The sequence below is a fragment of the Alcaligenes ammonioxydans genome (assembly GCF_019343455.1).
GTDB classification, from domain to species: domain Bacteria; phylum Pseudomonadota; class Gammaproteobacteria; order Burkholderiales; family Burkholderiaceae_B; genus Alcaligenes; species Alcaligenes ammonioxydans.
Window position 1 is genome coordinate 1,498,493 of record NZ_CP049362.1, and the last position, 15,855, is coordinate 1,514,347.

The 15,855-nt window shown below is 57.3% G+C and carries 11 protein-coding genes; all 11 read left to right on the forward strand.

Going from position 1 to position 15,855, the window contains the following annotated elements; translation table 11 throughout:
- Positions 1–136: 136 nt before the first annotated feature.
- The 11 genes from clpS to FE795_RS06865 all read left to right on the forward strand — a co-directional run bounded on the left by clpS (position 137) and on the right by FE795_RS06865 (position 15,344).
- Complete coding sequence (gene clpS, locus FE795_RS06815; protein WP_003801481.1) at positions 137–460, forward strand: ATP-dependent Clp protease adapter ClpS; 324 nt, start codon at positions 137–139, stop codon at positions 458–460.
- 93 nt (positions 461–553) lie between these two features.
- A complete protein-coding gene (gene clpA / locus FE795_RS06820) occupies positions 554–2,875 on the forward strand; it encodes an ATP-dependent Clp protease ATP-binding subunit ClpA (RefSeq protein WP_003801478.1) in 2,322 nt (773 codons plus the stop codon).
- 3 nt (positions 2,876–2,878) lie between these two features.
- Positions 2,879–4,168: a paraquat-inducible protein A gene (locus FE795_RS06825; RefSeq protein WP_230406285.1), complete on the forward strand. Its 1,290-nt coding sequence runs from the start codon at positions 2,879–2,881 to the stop codon at positions 4,166–4,168.
- Positions 4,169–4,178: 10 nt separating this feature from the next.
- Positions 4,179–5,831 (forward strand): PqiB family protein, encoded by a 1,653-nt coding sequence (locus FE795_RS06830; RefSeq protein WP_219235920.1) that lies wholly within the window; start codon positions 4,179–4,181, stop codon positions 5,829–5,831.
- Positions 5,828–6,442 (forward strand): PqiC family protein, encoded by a 615-nt coding sequence (locus FE795_RS06835; RefSeq protein ID WP_219235922.1) that lies wholly within the window; start codon positions 5,828–5,830, stop codon positions 6,440–6,442. Before FE795_RS06830 ends, FE795_RS06835 begins: the two co-directional genes overlap by 4 nt.
- 111 nt (positions 6,443–6,553) lie before the next feature.
- Positions 6,554–10,327 (forward strand): trifunctional transcriptional regulator/proline dehydrogenase/L-glutamate gamma-semialdehyde dehydrogenase, encoded by a 3,774-nt coding sequence (putA, locus tag FE795_RS06840; RefSeq protein WP_219235924.1) that lies wholly within the window; start codon positions 6,554–6,556, stop codon positions 10,325–10,327.
- A gap of 140 nt (positions 10,328–10,467) precedes the next feature.
- Positions 10,468–11,613 (forward strand): branched-chain amino acid ABC transporter substrate-binding protein, encoded by a 1,146-nt coding sequence (locus tag FE795_RS06845; protein WP_039943347.1) that lies wholly within the window; start codon positions 10,468–10,470, stop codon positions 11,611–11,613.
- A gap of 128 nt (positions 11,614–11,741) precedes the next feature.
- Positions 11,742–12,674 carry a branched-chain amino acid ABC transporter permease gene (locus FE795_RS06850; RefSeq protein ID WP_003801466.1) on the forward strand — a complete coding sequence of 311 codons (933 nt, stop codon included), beginning with the start codon at positions 11,742–11,744 and terminating at the stop codon, positions 12,672–12,674.
- A 119-nt stretch (positions 12,675–12,793) separates the two neighbouring features.
- A complete protein-coding gene (locus FE795_RS06855; protein ID WP_230406319.1) occupies positions 12,794–13,777 on the forward strand; it encodes an ABC transporter permease subunit in 984 nt (327 codons plus the stop codon).
- Positions 13,774–14,610: an ABC transporter ATP-binding protein gene (locus tag FE795_RS06860; protein ID WP_003801463.1), complete on the forward strand. Its 837-nt coding sequence runs from the start codon at positions 13,774–13,776 to the stop codon at positions 14,608–14,610. Before FE795_RS06855 ends, FE795_RS06860 begins: the two co-directional genes overlap by 4 nt.
- The gene (locus tag FE795_RS06865) at positions 14,607–15,344 is read left to right on the forward strand and encodes an ABC transporter ATP-binding protein (RefSeq protein ID WP_131071556.1); all 738 of its coding nucleotides are present in this window, start codon (positions 14,607–14,609) and stop codon (positions 15,342–15,344) included. Before FE795_RS06860 ends, FE795_RS06865 begins: the two co-directional genes overlap by 4 nt.
- The last annotated feature ends 511 nt before the right edge of the window (positions 15,345–15,855 follow it).

Genomic DNA, 15,855 nt, shown 5'->3' on the forward strand with positions numbered 1-15,855 from the left:
GTTGATACTTTTTGCGGCCCCTCCCTGGGCCTGTGATCGCGGTACTCCATTTTTTTATGAAGTTGACACGATCAGTCGGATGATGCTGAATTTTGTTCCCCCCAGTCAACCTATGGAAAGCACCTAGTTCTGTATTATGGCCATTGAGATCGATAAGCAAGGCGCCACAACGGTAGAGCGCCAATCCGCGCGGCTTGCCCCACCACCCATGTATCAGGTCATCTTGCTCAATGATGACTACACGCCCATGGAGTTTGTGGTGAATGTACTGGAGCGGGTGTTTGCCAAAACCCCGGAGCAGGCCGAACAGCTTATGCTTAAAGTACATTACGAAGGTCGGGCTGTCTGTGGGGTGTATCCGCGCGACATCGCGGCCACCAAGGTGGAAATTGTGCGACAACTGGCGCAGTCGCGACAGCACCCTTTGCAGTGCGTGATGGAACCGGTGCCTGATGCTTGACCATTTAATGGTTTACCGTATTGTTCAGATCAGGCAAATTAGTCATAGAATAGCCTTAACCCCTAGTTTTACTCTTGCCGTGTAGGAGGAAGCATGATCTCCGAAGAACTTGAAGTCAGTCTACACATGGCCTTTGTCGAGGCTCGTGCCGCGCGCCATGAATTCATCACGGTAGAGCATCTGCTGTTGTCCCTGCTCGATAACGCCTCCACACTGGAAGTGTTGAAAGCATGTGCTGCCGATATTGATGCACTGCGCCAGAACCTGCGTAAATTCATCAACGAAAATACGCCCACTTTTCCTGGCGAGGGCGAGGTCGACACCCAGCCCACGTTGGGCTTTCAGCGTGTGATTCAGCGTGCCATCATGCACGTATCGTCCAGTAACTCCGGTAAAAATGTGGTGTCCGGAGCGAATGTGCTGGTGGCGATGTATGGGGAAAAAGATTCGCACGCGGTGTATTACCTGCAGCAGCAAGGTGTCACGCGTCTGGATGTCGTCAATTTCCTCTCTCACGGCATTACCAAGGCCAATCCGGAGCCTGCCGCTCCCGAGCCACCCAAACCGGCCGCCGCTTCGGAAACCGATACTCGTTCGGATGCCCAGAAGTCGCCGCTGGATCTGTACGCCACCGACCTGAACACCGAAGCCAGCCTGGGTCGTATTGACCCTCTGATTGGCCGCGAGAAGGAAGTGGAGCGTGTCATCCAGGTGCTGTGCCGTCGCCGCAAGAATAATCCCTTGCTGGTGGGCGAGGCCGGCGTGGGCAAGACCGCAATTGCCGAAGGCCTGGCCTTGCGTATTCAGCGTGGCGATGTGCCGGACATTCTTAGCCAGGCACGTGTGTATGCGCTGGATATGGGTGCCTTGCTGGCTGGCACCAAGTACCGTGGCGACTTTGAGCAACGTCTGAAAGCCGTGCTCAAGCAGCTCAAGGAAACGGCCCAGTCTATTTTGTTTATCGACGAGATCCATACCTTGATCGGCGCTGGCTCGGCGTCGGGTGGTACGCTGGATGCGTCCAATCTGCTCAAGCCTGCCTTGTCTTCTGGTCAGCTCAAGTGTCTGGGGGCGACGACCTATTCGGAGTACCGCGGTATTTTCGAAAAAGACCACGCCCTGTCGCGTCGTTTTCAGAAAATCGATGTGGCCGAGCCGACGGTTGAGCAGACCATCCAGATTTTGCGTGGACTGAAAGCCAACTTCGAAGAGCATCACGGCGTGCGCTATTCGGCGGCCGCCCTGACTGCGGCTGCAGAGTTGTCTGCACGCTACATCAATGACCGCTTTTTGCCGGATAAGGCCATTGATGTGATCGACGAAGCCGGAGCCGCGCAGCGTTTGTTGCCGCGCTCCAAGCAGAAGAAAGTTATTGGCAAGGCCGATATCCAAGCAACGGTCTCGCGCATTGCCCGCATTCCGCCTCAGACCGTATCCAGCGACGATCGCAATAAGCTGGCAACCTTGGCACGCGATCTGAAATCGGTGGTGTTCGGTCAGGACATGGCGATTGATGCCCTGGCTGCCGCCATCAAGATGGCCCGTTCTGGCCTGGGGTTACCCGACAAGCCTATCGGTTCCTTCCTGTTTTCCGGCCCGACCGGTGTGGGTAAGACTGAAGTGGCTCGTCAATTGGCCTTTGTGCTGGGCGTGGAGTTGCTGCGCTTTGACATGTCCGAGTACATGGAGCGTCACACCGTATCGCGTCTGATTGGTGCGCCTCCCGGCTATGTGGGGTTTGATCAGGGTGGTTTGCTGACTGAAGCGGTCACCAAGCAGCCCCACTGTGTGCTCTTGCTGGACGAAATCGAGAAAGCGCACCCGGATGTCTATAACATCCTGCTGCAGGTGATGGATCACGGTACGCTAACGGATAACAATGGCCGCAAGGCAGATTTCCGCAACGTTATCTTGATCATGACCACCAATGCGGGGGCCGAGGCCCTGAACAAGACCAGTATCGGGTTTACGCAGGCTCAGCGCTCGGGCGATGAAATGCAGGATATCAAGCGTCATTTCTCACCAGAGTTCCGCAACCGTCTGGATGCCATTATTGGCTTTAAGCCATTGTCGCGCGATATCATCCTGCGCGTGGTGGACAAGTTCCTGATGCAACTGGAAAACCAGCTTCACGAGAAGCGGGTGGAAGTGACCTTCTCGGATGCCTTGCGCGATCATCTGGCTGCCAAGGGCTTTGATCCTGCCATGGGTGCTCGCCCCATGCATCGGCTTATTCAGGACACCATCCGTCGCGCCCTGGCTGACGAGCTCTTGTTTGGCCGTCTGGTCGATGGGGGACAGGTCGAGGTCGATCTGGACGAGAACGGTGAAGTGGTACTGGAATATCCTTCTTCAGGACCTGATGAGCCCGGCAGCAAGGCTTCTTCGCGTCCCGAGCCGGAATTAGTCGACTAAGCCGTGAGGGCATCGCGCCCCTTGATCGTCTGTACGCATTGTGACACCGTACACGAGCGAGTCCCCGTTCAAGGAGCGGGGCTCGCTCGTTGTGTACGTTGCGATACCGAACTGTACCGCCACAGCCGCTTTTCACCACGTGAATGGCAAGCGCTGGTTTTGGCAGTTTTCATTCTTTTTCTGATTGCCAACCTGTTTCCTGTCGTCCATCTGAGCATGGCGGGAAAAACGGTGGCTCCCACCTTTCCCAAGGCCTTGTTGCTGATCTGGCAGCAAGGGTATTGGGGCTTGTCCGTGATGGCCGGGCTGGTGGGGTTCTGGCTGCCCTTGTTCCAGTTGATCTTTCAATTTTGGGCCTTGGGTCTGATCGCCCGTGAAAAACCGTTGCCCGCGGATTTCGGAGTGGGGCTAAGAGCCTTGAGTCATCTTGAGCACTGGTCCATGACAGCCGTGTTGTTCCTGGGGCTAATCGTGGCTATCGTGAAGTTTGCCGGAATAGGGCATTTGACGGTGGCGCCGGGCTTGTATGCATTTTTTGCCCTGACCTTTTTGCTGACCGGCCTGAGCCGTATTACGGCAGGCCGACTTTGGCGTTGGGCCGAGGATCGTGATCTGGTTCCGATTGCAACCCGCCAGGACTTGAAAGCGTATCCGGCCTGGAGCGCCTGCACCCATTGCGGGTTTGTCCAGTCCAGCCAGAACTCACGTTGTGGCCGTTGTGCAGCGCCCGTTCACAAACGCAAACCCAATAGCCGTGCGCGGGTGGCGGCGCTGGTGCTGACGGCCTGTGTCTTTTACATTCCGGCCAATGTCCTGCCCGTCATGGAACTGCGCAGCATTATGGGCACGAGTGCCCACACTATTTTGGGTGGGGTGATCCAGCTTTGGCAATTGGGCTCCTGGGACTTGGCCCTGATTGTTTTTATTGCCAGTATTGTCGTTCCCATTACCAAGCTCTTGGCCCTGGTGATTCTGCTGATAGGACGGCGCTGGCGAGGCAATGAGGTGCAGCGGCAACGCAACCGCATTTACGATATGGTCGAGCTGATCGGGCAGTGGTCCATGCTGGACGTATTCGTCGTGGTGCTCATGGCAGCCTTGGCGAACTTTCCGGGCTTATCGCAGATCATTCCCGGCGCGGGGGCCTTGAGTTTTGGCATTGTTGTTGTCTTGACCATGCTGGCCGCGTTAAGTTATGACCCTCGCCAGGGCTGGGATCTGGACCCTCGAGAAGAGTTACTCATAGAACCGCGACCAAAGCCGTCTCCGCCTGGTACCCGGGCGACTTCCTGAAGGAAACAAGGTGCAAGAATCAAAAACACATCAGCCTGACGGCCAGACCGAGCCTGCACAACCTAAACTGATTCCCTCCAAGCAATCCCGATTCTCCTGGATCTGGATCTTGCCCATTGCTGCGGCGCTGGTCGGTGCCTCATTGGTGCTGCGTAACTGGATGCTGACCGGACCTCGCATCACGATCAGTTTTGACTCGGCCGAAGGGCTGGCCGTGGACCAGACCAAGCTGCGTTACCGCGAAGTGGATGTGGGGACAATCTCGGACATTCAGGTATCACCAGACCGAAAAGGGGTGCTGGTGACGGCGCAATTGGAGCGCGACGGCTCGGAGTTCATTACTCAGGAAGGAACACGCTTTTGGGTGGTGCGTCCTCGTCTGGGCTTGAGTGGCGTGTCGGGGTTGGGCACCTTGCTGTCGGGGGTATACATCGGTGTGGATGCCCCTTTTGCGGTCGACAAGAAGGCCGAGCAGCTGGATTTTGTAGGTCTGGAAAGTCCGCCCGAGGTGACCAGTGGCCGGGCAGGAAAACGCTATGTGTTGACCGCGCCCGAACTGGGTTCGCTGGATTTGGGCTCACCGTTGTACTACAAGGGCATCCAGGTGGGGCAGGTCAGCAGCTATGAGCTGAATGAGGACGGCAATGGGGTGCGCATACAGGTATTCGTGGACGCTCCTAATGATAAGTTCGTGACGCAGGGATCACGCTTCTGGAATGTTAGCGGTGTCAATATGTCCTTGGATTCCACCGGCTTCAATGTGCGTACGCATTCGCTGGTTTCGGCGCTGGCCGGGGGCCTGGCGTTTGATCAGATGGAAGGCGAACCCTTGGAGGTGGCGAAGGCGGACACTCAATACGAGCTGTTTCCCACGCAGGAGCGCGCCATGGCCGAGCCTGATGGCCCGGCCGTCGAGCTGCGTTTCCATTTCCATCAGTCCGTGCGTGGCTTGGTGCCCGGCTCCAAGGTGGAGTTCCGGGGGCTGGAGCTGGGGCAGGTCTATGATGTGGATCTGGAGTTTGACTTTGAGCGCAAACGTTTCTTTGCCCTGGTGAAAGCGCGTATTTATCCGCAGCGCTTCGGTCATCTGTATGAACAGGTGGTGGAGAATCGTCCGGACGACAAGGACCCGGTCAGCGCCTTGTTCAAACCGATGGTTGAACGTGGTCTGCGTGCCCAATTGCGGCCGGCCAGCCTGATTACCGGCCAGCAATATATTGCTCTGGAGTTCTTTGACAAAGCGCCTGCCGCGGAATTGGATGACACCACCAAACCCCTTGTAGTACCCGTTATTGCTGGCGATTTTGATCGCCTGCAAGAGCAGGTCAGCGATATTGTCACCAAGATTGCGGCGGTTCCTTTTGACCAGATTGGCAAGAATCTGCAAAGCGGGTTGACCGAGCTGGGACAAGTGCTCAAGCAGTTGGACAAGACCACCGTACCGCAACTGAATGGAGCCCTTAAATCCATGGATGCGGCTGTCCAGAAGCTGGGTGCCATGCTCGATTCGGATTCCGCCTTCAATGCCTCTGTCGATCAAACGCTAAGTGAGCTCAAGCGCTCCTTGCGATCCTTGCGTGATTTAAGCGATACCTTGCAAAGCCAGCCCTCTGCCGTATTGCGAGGTCGTTCCCCTGACGTGTTGCCGGAGCCCGCGCCATGATGTCCCGTTTACTGATTCCTGTGGCGATTGCCAGTTTGCTCACCGCCTGTGCCTCGAGCACGCCAACTTATTACACCTTGCAGGCCCCAGAGGCAGTCCCGGCAGACAAGGCGGTTTCCGCACAGCCCTGGAAAGGGTTTCAGTTGCGACGCCTGGATGTACCGGCGCAGTTGGACCGTCGTTCTCTGGTGCTGACGCAAGCGGCAGGGGGGCAGGTCAAGCTGCTGAACGATAGCCAGTGGGCATCGCCTTTGCCCGATGAAATGTCCTTGGCGCTGGTGTCCGGTCTGCAAAATCGCCTGGGCGTGCCCCAGTTGGCCAGCGCAGCAACCAACACGCCCCGTTGGCAGATTGATGTCCTGGTTCAACGTTTTGATTCGGTGTATGGCGAGCGTGCCACCTTGGAACTGAGTTGGACCTTGACGCCCCTGGGTTTTGAGGCACCCATTCGGCAGTGCCGCTGGCTCGATTCCGAGCCTGCCACTGGCATTACTGAATTAGTGACGGCCCACCGTCAATTGCAGCAGCGTTGGGCGGATGCGTTGGCTGCTCAGATGCAAGGTAAACCTATCCCGGTTAACCTGGGCAAGTCTATGCTGTGCGCCGCATAAGATAAAAGGTTAACCCGTTCTGTTGCGGGTTAACCTGAATACAGATTTAGGTTAACCGTCAGTATTATTTCGGCATATCGCAGTCAATACAGCGTAACCGGGATAAGAAGCATGGCCAGCACAACCTTAGGGATTAAAGTCGATATCGAGCTGCGCGAGCGTTTGCGGCGTGCGGCGGATCAATTGCAATGCACTCCGCATTGGCTGCATAAACAAGCGCTGCTGTCGTATATCGAAGGGATAGAACGAGGTGTGCTGCCCAGTGAGCTGGCTCTGTTAAGTGGGGGCGATGCGGAACTGGCCGAAGATGGCGTCGTCATGCCGGCCATTCCTTTCTATGGTTTTGCCCAAGATGTGCAACCCCAAAGTGTCCTGCGTGCCGCGATTACCGCGGCGTACCGCCGTCCTGAAACCGACTGCCTGCCCTTGCTGCTTAGCGCAGCGCGTTCATCGCAAAGTGCCCGCGCCCAGGAACTGGCAGCGCGTCTGGTCAAGGCGTTGCGTGCCAAGCGTCGTGGCGGCGGGGTCGAAGGTCTGATCCAGGAGTTCTCTCTGTCCAGTCAGGAAGGGGTGGCGCTGATGTGTCTGGCCGAAGCCCTGCTGCGCATCCCCGATCGTGCCACCCGTGACGCTCTGATTCGCGACAAGATCAGCCATGGCGATTGGCGTGCGCACGTTGGCGAGTCACCCTCCTTGTTTGTGAACGCCGCCACCTGGGGCTTGATGTTGACCGGCCGGCTGGTCAGCGTCAATAGCGAAAAGAACTTGTCCTCTGCGTTGACTCGCATGATCGGTAAAGGTGGCGAACCCCTGATTCGCAAAGGCGTGGACGTTGCCATGCGCATGATGGGCGAGCAGTTTGTGACTGGGCAAACCATTGCGTCGGCCCTGGCCAATAGTCGAAAGTTTGAGGAACAGGGTTTCCGGTATTCCTACGACATGCTGGGCGAGGCCGCCACCACGGCGGAGGACGCCCAGCGCTACTACCAGGCCTATGAGCAGGCGATCCACGCGATTGGCCGGGCCAGTCAGGGACGTGGGATTTACGAAGGGCCTGGTATTTCCATCAAGTTGTCAGCCTTGCATCCGCGTTATAGCCGGGCCCAGCGCGATCGTGTCATGCGCGAGCTCTATCCGCGCCTATTGTCCCTGGCGCAACTGGCTCATCACTACGATGTGGGTCTGAACATAGACGCGGAAGAGGCAGATCGTCTTGAAGTCTCTCTGGATTTGCTGGACAAGCTGTGTTTTGATCCTTCGCTGGCCGGTTGGAATGGCATTGGCTTTGTGGTGCAGGCTTATCAGAAGCGCGCACCTTTTGTGATTGATTACCTGATTGATCTGGCCCGTCGCAGTGGCCATCGCCTGATGCTGCGTCTGGTCAAAGGCGCTTACTGGGATTCGGAGATCAAGCGTGCCCAGGTCGATGGACTGGAAGATTATCCCGTTTACACGCGCAAGGTTCACACGGATGTGTCGTATCTGGCCTGCGCCCGCAAGCTTTTACAGGCCCCCGACGCTGTATACCCGCAGTTTGCAACGCACAATGCGCAAACGCTGGCGGCAATCTATGTGATGGCAGGCCAGAATTATTACACGGGTCAGTATGAGTTCCAGTGCCTGCACGGCATGGGTGAGGACTTGTATGAGGAAGTGGTTGGCCCGATCAAAGAGGGTAAGTTGAACCGTCCATGTCGTATTTACGCCCCGGTCGGCTCCCACGAGACCTTATTGGCCTATCTGGTGCGTCGTCTGCTGGAAAATGGCGCCAATACCTCCTTTGTGAACCAGATCGGCAACGCGGATGTGGATCTGGATAAACTGGTTGCCGATCCCGTGGCCCAGGCCTTGAGCCTGCAACCATTGGGGCGTCCCCACGACAAGATTCCCCTGCCGCGCCAGCTTTACTGGAGTGCCGAGCAGCGCTTGAATTCGGCCGGTTTGGACCTGAGCAATGAGCATCGCCTGGGTTCGCTGGCTGCCACCTTGATGCAAACAGCTGCCTTGCCGCGCCAGGCTCAGCCTGTATTGGGTCAGGGCAATCCGGTCTGGGACGAGACCAAAGCGATATGGGTGCGCAATCCGGCCAATCATCAGGACGTGGTGGGGCAGGTCATGTATGCCACTTCGCAGGATGTGGAGCAGGCTCTGGAGGCTGCCAGTCATTATGCGCCGATCTGGCAGGCAACGCCGGTGCAGGAGCGCGCCGCCGCTTTGCAGCAGGCGGCTCAATTGCTGGAAGACAATATGCAGGATTTGATGGGCTTGCTGGTGCGTGAAGCCGGGAAGTCCTACGCCAATGCGATTGCCGAGGTGCGCGAAGCGGTAGATTTTCTGCGCTACTACGCCGGACAGGTGCTGCGTGACTTCGATAACGATGAGTATCGTCCTGTAGGCGTGGTGCTGTGCATCAGCCCCTGGAATTTCCCCTTGGCTATTTTTCTGGGGCAGGTATCGGCGGCCTTGGCCGCCGGTAACGTGGTTCTGGCCAAACCGGCCGAACAAACTTGCCTGATTGCGGCGGCGGCCGTAGAGCTGCTGCATAAGGCGGGGATTGCTCCCGGTGCCTTGCAGCTCTTGCCCGGTGATGGCCCATCCGTAGGTGCCCCATTGGCCGCCAGCGACAAGGTTAACGCTGTCATGTTTACAGGGTCGACAGCGGTAGCCCTGGGCTTGAATCGTCAATTAGCCCAGCGCCTGACGGCCGACGGGCGGGCAGTACCGCTGATTGCCGAAACCGGTGGCCTGAACGCCATGGTGGTCGACAGCTCTGCTCTGGCCGAGCAGGTTGTGTTTGATGTGCTGAATTCGGCCTTTGACTCGGCAGGCCAGCGTTGTTCGGCTTTACGCTTGTTGTGTATTCAGGAAGATGTGGCCGACCGCGTGCTGAACATGCTCAACGGGGCCATGCAGGAACTGAGCGTGGGCAATCCGGATCTGCTCAGTACCGACGTAGGCCCCGTCATTGACGAGGAGGCCCGTGCCGGTATCGAAGAGCACATTACGGCGATGCGTGAAGCAGGCTTCCGTGTTACCCAAAGCGAGCAAAGCCGCAGCCTGACCGGTACCTTTGTATTGCCGACGATTATCGAGATTGAGCAGGTCAAGGATCTGGAGCGCGAAATCTTTGGCCCGGTACTGCATGTGATGCGCTTTAAGCGTAGCGAGCTGGATGGCCTGATCGACCAGATCAACGAGCGTGGTTACGGCCTGACTTTTGGTGTTCACACCCGGCTGGACGAAACCGTAGAGCGCGTAGTCTCACGCATTCGGGCGGGTAATGTGTATGTGAACCGCAATATGGTGGGGGCGGTGGTCGGCGTGCAGCCCTTTGGTGGCGAAGGCTTGTCCGGTACCGGCCCCAAAGCGGGTGGCCCTTTGTATCTGCGCCGTCTGCTCAGTCGCTGTCCCCAAAACCTGCCTTTGCAGAGCTGGCAGCAGCACGGTATGGTCTTGCCCGGTCCCACCGGCGAATCCAATCTGTACCAGCTCCACCCGCGTGGGCGTGTGCTGTGCATGCCTGTGAGTGCGCAGGGCTGGCAGGCGCAGCGTGAGGCTTGCACTCGCAGTGGTAATCAGCCCGTCTTGCTGGATCGTCTGGGTCTGGGAGCGTGGCAGGATGCGCCTGCCGAACAAATTGCCATGTCCGATTTGGGTGAGGCAGATTATGATGCTGTTTTATTTGAAGGCGACAGTGACGAACTTCGACTGGTACTGGGTTACGTGGCTGAGCGCCCCGGTCCGATTGTCGGGGTTCAGGGCTTGTTGACACAGGAATTGGAGGGGGGCGCAACCTACGTGGTCGAGCGTTTGCTGCGTGAAGTCTCAGTCAGTACCAATACAGCGGCAGCTGGGGGTAATGCCAGTTTGATGATGGTTGGTTGATCTGGCAGGCACCCGTTTTTATGCACACGTTTGGTCGCACATTTCACCTGGAGCGGCGGCCCTGCGTTCTTTCTCACGGCACGGGCCCACTTGTAGTGCGGCTATATTAAAAAACGAAGGAGAACAATATGCAGTCCATCATGAGCTTTAAATTGGCCTTGGTATCGACAGCGGTTTTTGGGGCACTGGCAGCAGGTCCGGCGTTGGCCGCTGACAAGGTCATCAAGCTGGGTTTTGCCGCCCCCTTGACGGGCCCTCAGGCGCACTACGGTGAAGACATGCGCAATGGCCTGGTGCTGGCGCTGGAAGAGGCCAATGCCCAGAACATTGAAATTGATGGCGCGACCGCCCGTTTCGAGTTGGTCGCCAAAGATGACCAGGCTGACCCGCGCACGGCGGTTCAGGTCGCCCAGCAGATTGTGGACGAGGGTGTGGATGGCGTGTTGGGACACTTCAACTCGGGCACCACCATTCCTGCCTCGCGTGTGTACAACGACGCGGGTATCCCCCAGATCGCCATGGCCACCTCGCCCGAGTACACCCAGCAGGGTTACGACAATACCTTCCGCATGATGACCAGCGACACTCAGCAGGGCGCTGCCGTGGGTCAGTTCATCGTCAAGGATCTGGCCGCCAAGAAAGTGGCCCTGATCGACGACCGTACCGCGTATGGCCAGGGTCTGACGGATCAGGTGGCCCGTGCCGTGGAAAAAGCAGGTGGTCAGATTGTGGCGCGTGAGTACACCACGGACAAAGCCAACGACTTTACCTCCATTCTGACCAACATCAAGTCCAAGCAGCCTGACGCCATCTTCTTTGGTGGTTTGGATGCGCAGTCCGGCCCCATGAAGCGTCAGATGCAAACGCTGGATATCAAAGCGCCACTGGTATCCGGTGAAATGACCCGCAGTGACACCTTCTTGCGTCTGGCAGGCGGGGCGGCCAACGGGACCTACGCCTCTCTGGCTGGTGTGCCTTTGTCCACCATGGCTGCTGGCGAGAAGTTTGCCAAGGACTATCAGGCGCGCTTCAAGGCAGAGCCGGGTGTCTACGCGCCTTACGCGTATGACGGTGCCTGGAACATGATTACGGCCATGAAAGAAGCCGGTTCGTCCAAGGCTGAAGACTATCTGCCCAAGCTGGCTGCTCTGAAACGGAATGGTGCGACCAGCAACAACATCGCCTACGACCAGAACGGTGATCTGAAAGAAATTGCCGTCACCATCTACGAGGTCAAAGATGGCCAGTGGACGATGGTGAAAACCATGGTCAGCCAGGCGAACTAAGCCTTTCTGAGCCTGCAGTTTGAGCCCCTCGGGGCTCATCTTTACCGTGGCCTGTGTCTGGCAGGCCCACGCTCCCTGTTTTATCGTCATGCGCCGGGGCAGGGGGCAATGACCATGAGTCCCAATCTATGGAAATCCTGATACAACAACTAATAAATGGCCTGACCGTGGGCAGTGTCTACGCCCTGGTGGCGCTCGGCTACACCATGGTGTACGGAATTATTGGCCTGATTAATTTTGCGCATGGTGACGTCGTCATGGTTGGGGCGATGCTGGCCACGACAGTGGTGTTATCGCTGGTAGGCGCAGACCCGGCAGGCTTGTCTGCCTGGCTGATGGTCGGCTTGGCTTTGTTGGCCGCCATCCCTGTTTGCATGGGCATAGGCTGGACCGCCGAACGTTATGCCTATCGGCCCTTGCGTCGTGCGCCTCGTTTGGCGGCGCTGATTACCGCCATTGGTGTGTCCTTTATTGTGCAGAACTTGGCCATGATGATCTGGGGCCGCAATTATCTGAGTTTTCCGCACATTATTGAGCCCATGGTTTTCCAGGTGGGCGATGCGCGCATCAGCTTGCTGCAAATTCTGATTATTGTCGGTGCCGCCGCGATCATGTCCGGTCTGATGGTACTGGTGCATCGTACCCGTTTGGGCACTGCCATGCGCGCCACTGCCCAGAACCGGGAAGTGGCGGGCTTGATGGGGGTGAACATCAACACGGTGATTTCCGCCGCTTTTGTCATCGGTTCGGCCCTGGCTGCCGTGGCCGGTGTGATGATCGTCACTTATTACGGGGTGGCTCAATACACCATGGGCTTTATGCTGGGACTGAAAGCGTTTACCGCCGCCGTTCTGGGTGGCATTGGCAATTTGGGCGGCGCCATGCTGGGTGGCTTGCTGCTGGGCCTGATCGAAGCCTTGGGTGCCGGTTACATCGGTGACCTGACCAACGGCGTCTTTGGCAGCAACTATCAGGATGTGTTCTCGTTCATCGTGCTGATCCTGGTGCTGATTTTCCGTCCCTCGGGCCTGTTGGGTGAGCGTGTGGGAGATCGCGCATGAGTCTGAATCAAACATGGGGTGGATCGGGTTCGAAGCCGCGTCCTGCAACACCCGCCAAAGTCTGGGTCGGCGCGCTGCTGATCGGGGTGGTGCTGGCCATTTTGCCTTTTGTGTTGGGCATGGCCGGTCAGAGCTGGGTCCGTACCCTGAACTTTGCCTTGCTCTATGTGATGCTGGCACTGGGCCTGAACATCGTGGTGGGTTTTGCCGGCCTGCTGGATCTGGGCTATATCGCGTTCTATGCGGTAGGCGCCTATGTCTGGGCTATGTTGGCCTCGCCACATTTTGGATTGCATTTGCCCTTCTGGATGGTGTTGCCAGCCGGTATTGCCCTGGCAGCGGTATTTGGCGTTTTGCTGGGCTTTCCGGTGCTGCGCCTGCGTGGGGACTATCTGGCCATCGTGACTTTGGGGTTTGGTGAGATTATCCGCATCTTCATGAACAATCTGGATGCGCCCATCAACATCACCAACGGCCCGCAAGGGATCAATCGGGTCGATACCTTCAAGATTGGTGATTTCATATTCGGTAAAGCGGAAACCCTGTTTGGCATACGGATAACCGGGCCGGAAAAGTACTATTACCTGCTTTTGCTGATCACCCTGCTGATTGTGTTCATCTGCGTGCGCTTGCAGCACTCCCGTATTGGGCGCGCCTGGGAAGCCATTCGTGAAGATGAAATTGCGGCCAAGGCTATGGGCATCAATACCCGTAACGTCAAACTGCTGGCTTTTGCCATGGGCGCAACCTTTGGTGGCGTGGCCGGCGGTCTGTTTGCTTCCATGCAAGGCTTCGTCAGCCCAGAGAGTTTCAGCCTGACCGAATCGATCGCCGTGCTGTGCATGGTTGTGTTGGGAGGGATGGGACATATCCCCGGAGTGATCGTGGGTGCCTTGCTGCTTTCCGTCTTCCCCGAGTTGCTGCGCTCCGTCGTGGTGCCCTTGCAGCAAAGCGTGTTTGGCGACGTGATTCTGGACCCGGACGGCATCCGTATGCTCCTGTTTGGTTTTGCTCTGGTACTGGTCATGATCTACCGCCCGGAAGGGCTATGGCCCTCCGCGGTGCGCCGTCGTGAGCGCAAAATGAAGCAGGTGCAAGCATGAGTGTGACCATGAACCAACACGTAAAAGAGGGCGAGGTGCTGTTGCAGGCAGAAGGCTTGTCCAAGCGCTTCGGCGGTTTGCAGGCCTTGTCCGATGTCAGTTTCAGCATACGCAAAGGTGACATTTACGGTTTGATCGGCCCGAACGGCGCAGGTAAAACTACGCTGTTCAACGTGATGACGGGCCTGTATATCCCTGAGTCGGGCCGCTGCACCTTTGCGGGTCGTAACCTGACCGATTGCAAGCCCCATCAAATTGCTGAGTCCGGTTTTGCGCGTACTTTCCAAAACATTCGTTTGTTTGGCAGCTTGTCTGCCCTGGAAAACGTCATGATTGGTCGTCACGTCCGCACCCGCGCAGGCGTGCTGGGTGCGGTGCTGCGTAACCGCGCTACTCGTCAGGAAGAAGAGCAGATCGAGGCCCGTGCCTACGAGTTGCTGGATTACGTGGGCATCGCCCAGCACGCTAACGAGATTGCCCGGTCCTTGTCCTACGGTGACCAGCGCCGCCTGGAAATCGCCCGCGCCTTGGCAACCGATCCCATGTTGCTGGCCCTTGACGAACCGGCCGCTGGGATGAACCCGTCCGAGACCGTCGTCCTGCGCCAGCTGATTGAAAAAATCCGTGGTGACGGCATTACTGTCCTGCTGATCGAACACGATATGAAGCTGGTCATGGGCCTGTGTGACCGAGTCCTGGTGCTGGAATACGGCAAAGTATTGGCCGAAGGTAAACCTGCCGAAGTCCAGCATAACCCGCGTGTGATTGAAGCCTATCTGGGTGCGGGTGCTGCCAAAGAGCTGGGTATTACCGTTGAAGAGGAAAAGGCATGAGCACAGAACCGTTGATGCTGGATATTCGGGGCCTGGACGTGGCTTATGGTGGCATCCGGGCGGTACGCGGCCTGGACCTGCGAGTCGGGCAAGGCGAACTGGTTTGCCTGATTGGTGCTAACGGTGCTGGTAAAAGCACCACCTTGCGGGCTATTACCGGACTGGTTCCGGCGGCTGCCGGTCAGATTCAACACCAGGGCGAGAGCATAGTCGGCCTGCCATCACACCAGCTCGTGCGCCGTGGTGTGGTCATGGTGCCGGAAGGGCGGGGCATCTTTCCTCAACTGACGATTGAGGAAAACCTGGCCATGGGGGCATACACCCGCAAGGATCATCACGAAGTACGCCAGGATATCGAACGTATCTACACCCTGTTTCCGCGACTGGCTGAGCGTAAAAAACAATCGGCCGGGACGTTGTCCGGTGGGGAACAGCAGATGGTGGCCATGGGACGCGCCATGATTTCACGGCCGTCCTTGCTACTGTTGGATGAGCCGTCGATGGGGCTGGCCCCGATCATGGTTGAGCGGATTTTTGAGCTGATCCAGACCATTGCCAAAGAAGGCGTGACGATCTTGCTGATCGAGCAGAATGCGCGCTTGGCATTGGAACTGGGAGATCGGGGCTATGTGATGGAGTCGGGGCGGATTATTCTGGAAGGCCCGGCTGCGCAGTTGCTGCATGACCCCAAGGTACGAGCCGCGTATCTGGGGGAAGAGGATTTTGCTGCGTAAGTAGGATTTAGGATTAGAAAAAAAAGCCAATCAGCTCAGAGCTGATTGGCTTTTTGATTTTTGTGCTGGGTTTTATAAGTCACGCATACTAATCTTGAGGGGGCCGCTCTCGACCCGTTGCAGTCGTCTGAACGTGCTCGGCCAATGTCCGCTGTGCAGCGATTGCTGCCGATCACGTCTGCAAATCGTAGTACCGCTTTCTGCCAGGTGGCAGCCCACCCAGTGGCACTGCCTTCGGTCCTCAATAGCTGCTTTGGAGTGAGTAACGGTCAGCGAGTAAAAGGTCAGTCAATATGGTGCTGAATTTCAGCTATCACGGGAGATCTAGTGGTGCTATTGCATGGAACCTGCCGCTCATTTCAAGTGTCTGGCTGACATTCGAACCTTCCCTTTGCGCAGCGCTTGGGGTAGGCAGTCATTCGGGAATGTCACGTGATGCCAAGACTTTGGCGTCCTGGGTCATTTCTGCGATCTCCGATGTACGGCATACTTGATCGTTGACTGATCTCTG

What these genes read in the sequence shown, in the direction of transcription:
- clpS (WP_003801481.1), top strand. Translation starts at nt 137, where the DNA reads ATGGCCATTGAGATCGATAAGCAAGGCGCCACAACGGTAGAGCGCCAA.
- clpA (WP_003801478.1), top strand. Translation starts at nt 554, where the DNA reads ATGATCTCCGAAGAACTTGAAGTCAGTCTACACATGGCCTTTGTCGAG.
- FE795_RS06835 (WP_219235922.1), top strand. Translation starts at nt 5,828, where the DNA reads ATGATGTCCCGTTTACTGATTCCTGTGGCGATTGCCAGTTTGCTCACC.
- putA (WP_219235924.1), top strand. Translation starts at nt 6,554, where the DNA reads ATGGCCAGCACAACCTTAGGGATTAAAGTCGATATCGAGCTGCGCGAG.
- FE795_RS06845 (WP_039943347.1), top strand. Translation starts at nt 10,468, where the DNA reads ATGAGCTTTAAATTGGCCTTGGTATCGACAGCGGTTTTTGGGGCACTG.
- FE795_RS06850 (WP_003801466.1), top strand. Translation starts at nt 11,742, where the DNA reads ATGGAAATCCTGATACAACAACTAATAAATGGCCTGACCGTGGGCAGT.
- FE795_RS06855 (WP_230406319.1), top strand. Translation starts at nt 12,794, where the DNA reads ATGGCCGGTCAGAGCTGGGTCCGTACCCTGAACTTTGCCTTGCTCTAT.
- FE795_RS06860 (WP_003801463.1), top strand. Translation starts at nt 13,774, where the DNA reads ATGAGTGTGACCATGAACCAACACGTAAAAGAGGGCGAGGTGCTGTTG.
- FE795_RS06865 (WP_131071556.1), top strand. Translation starts at nt 14,607, where the DNA reads ATGAGCACAGAACCGTTGATGCTGGATATTCGGGGCCTGGACGTGGCT.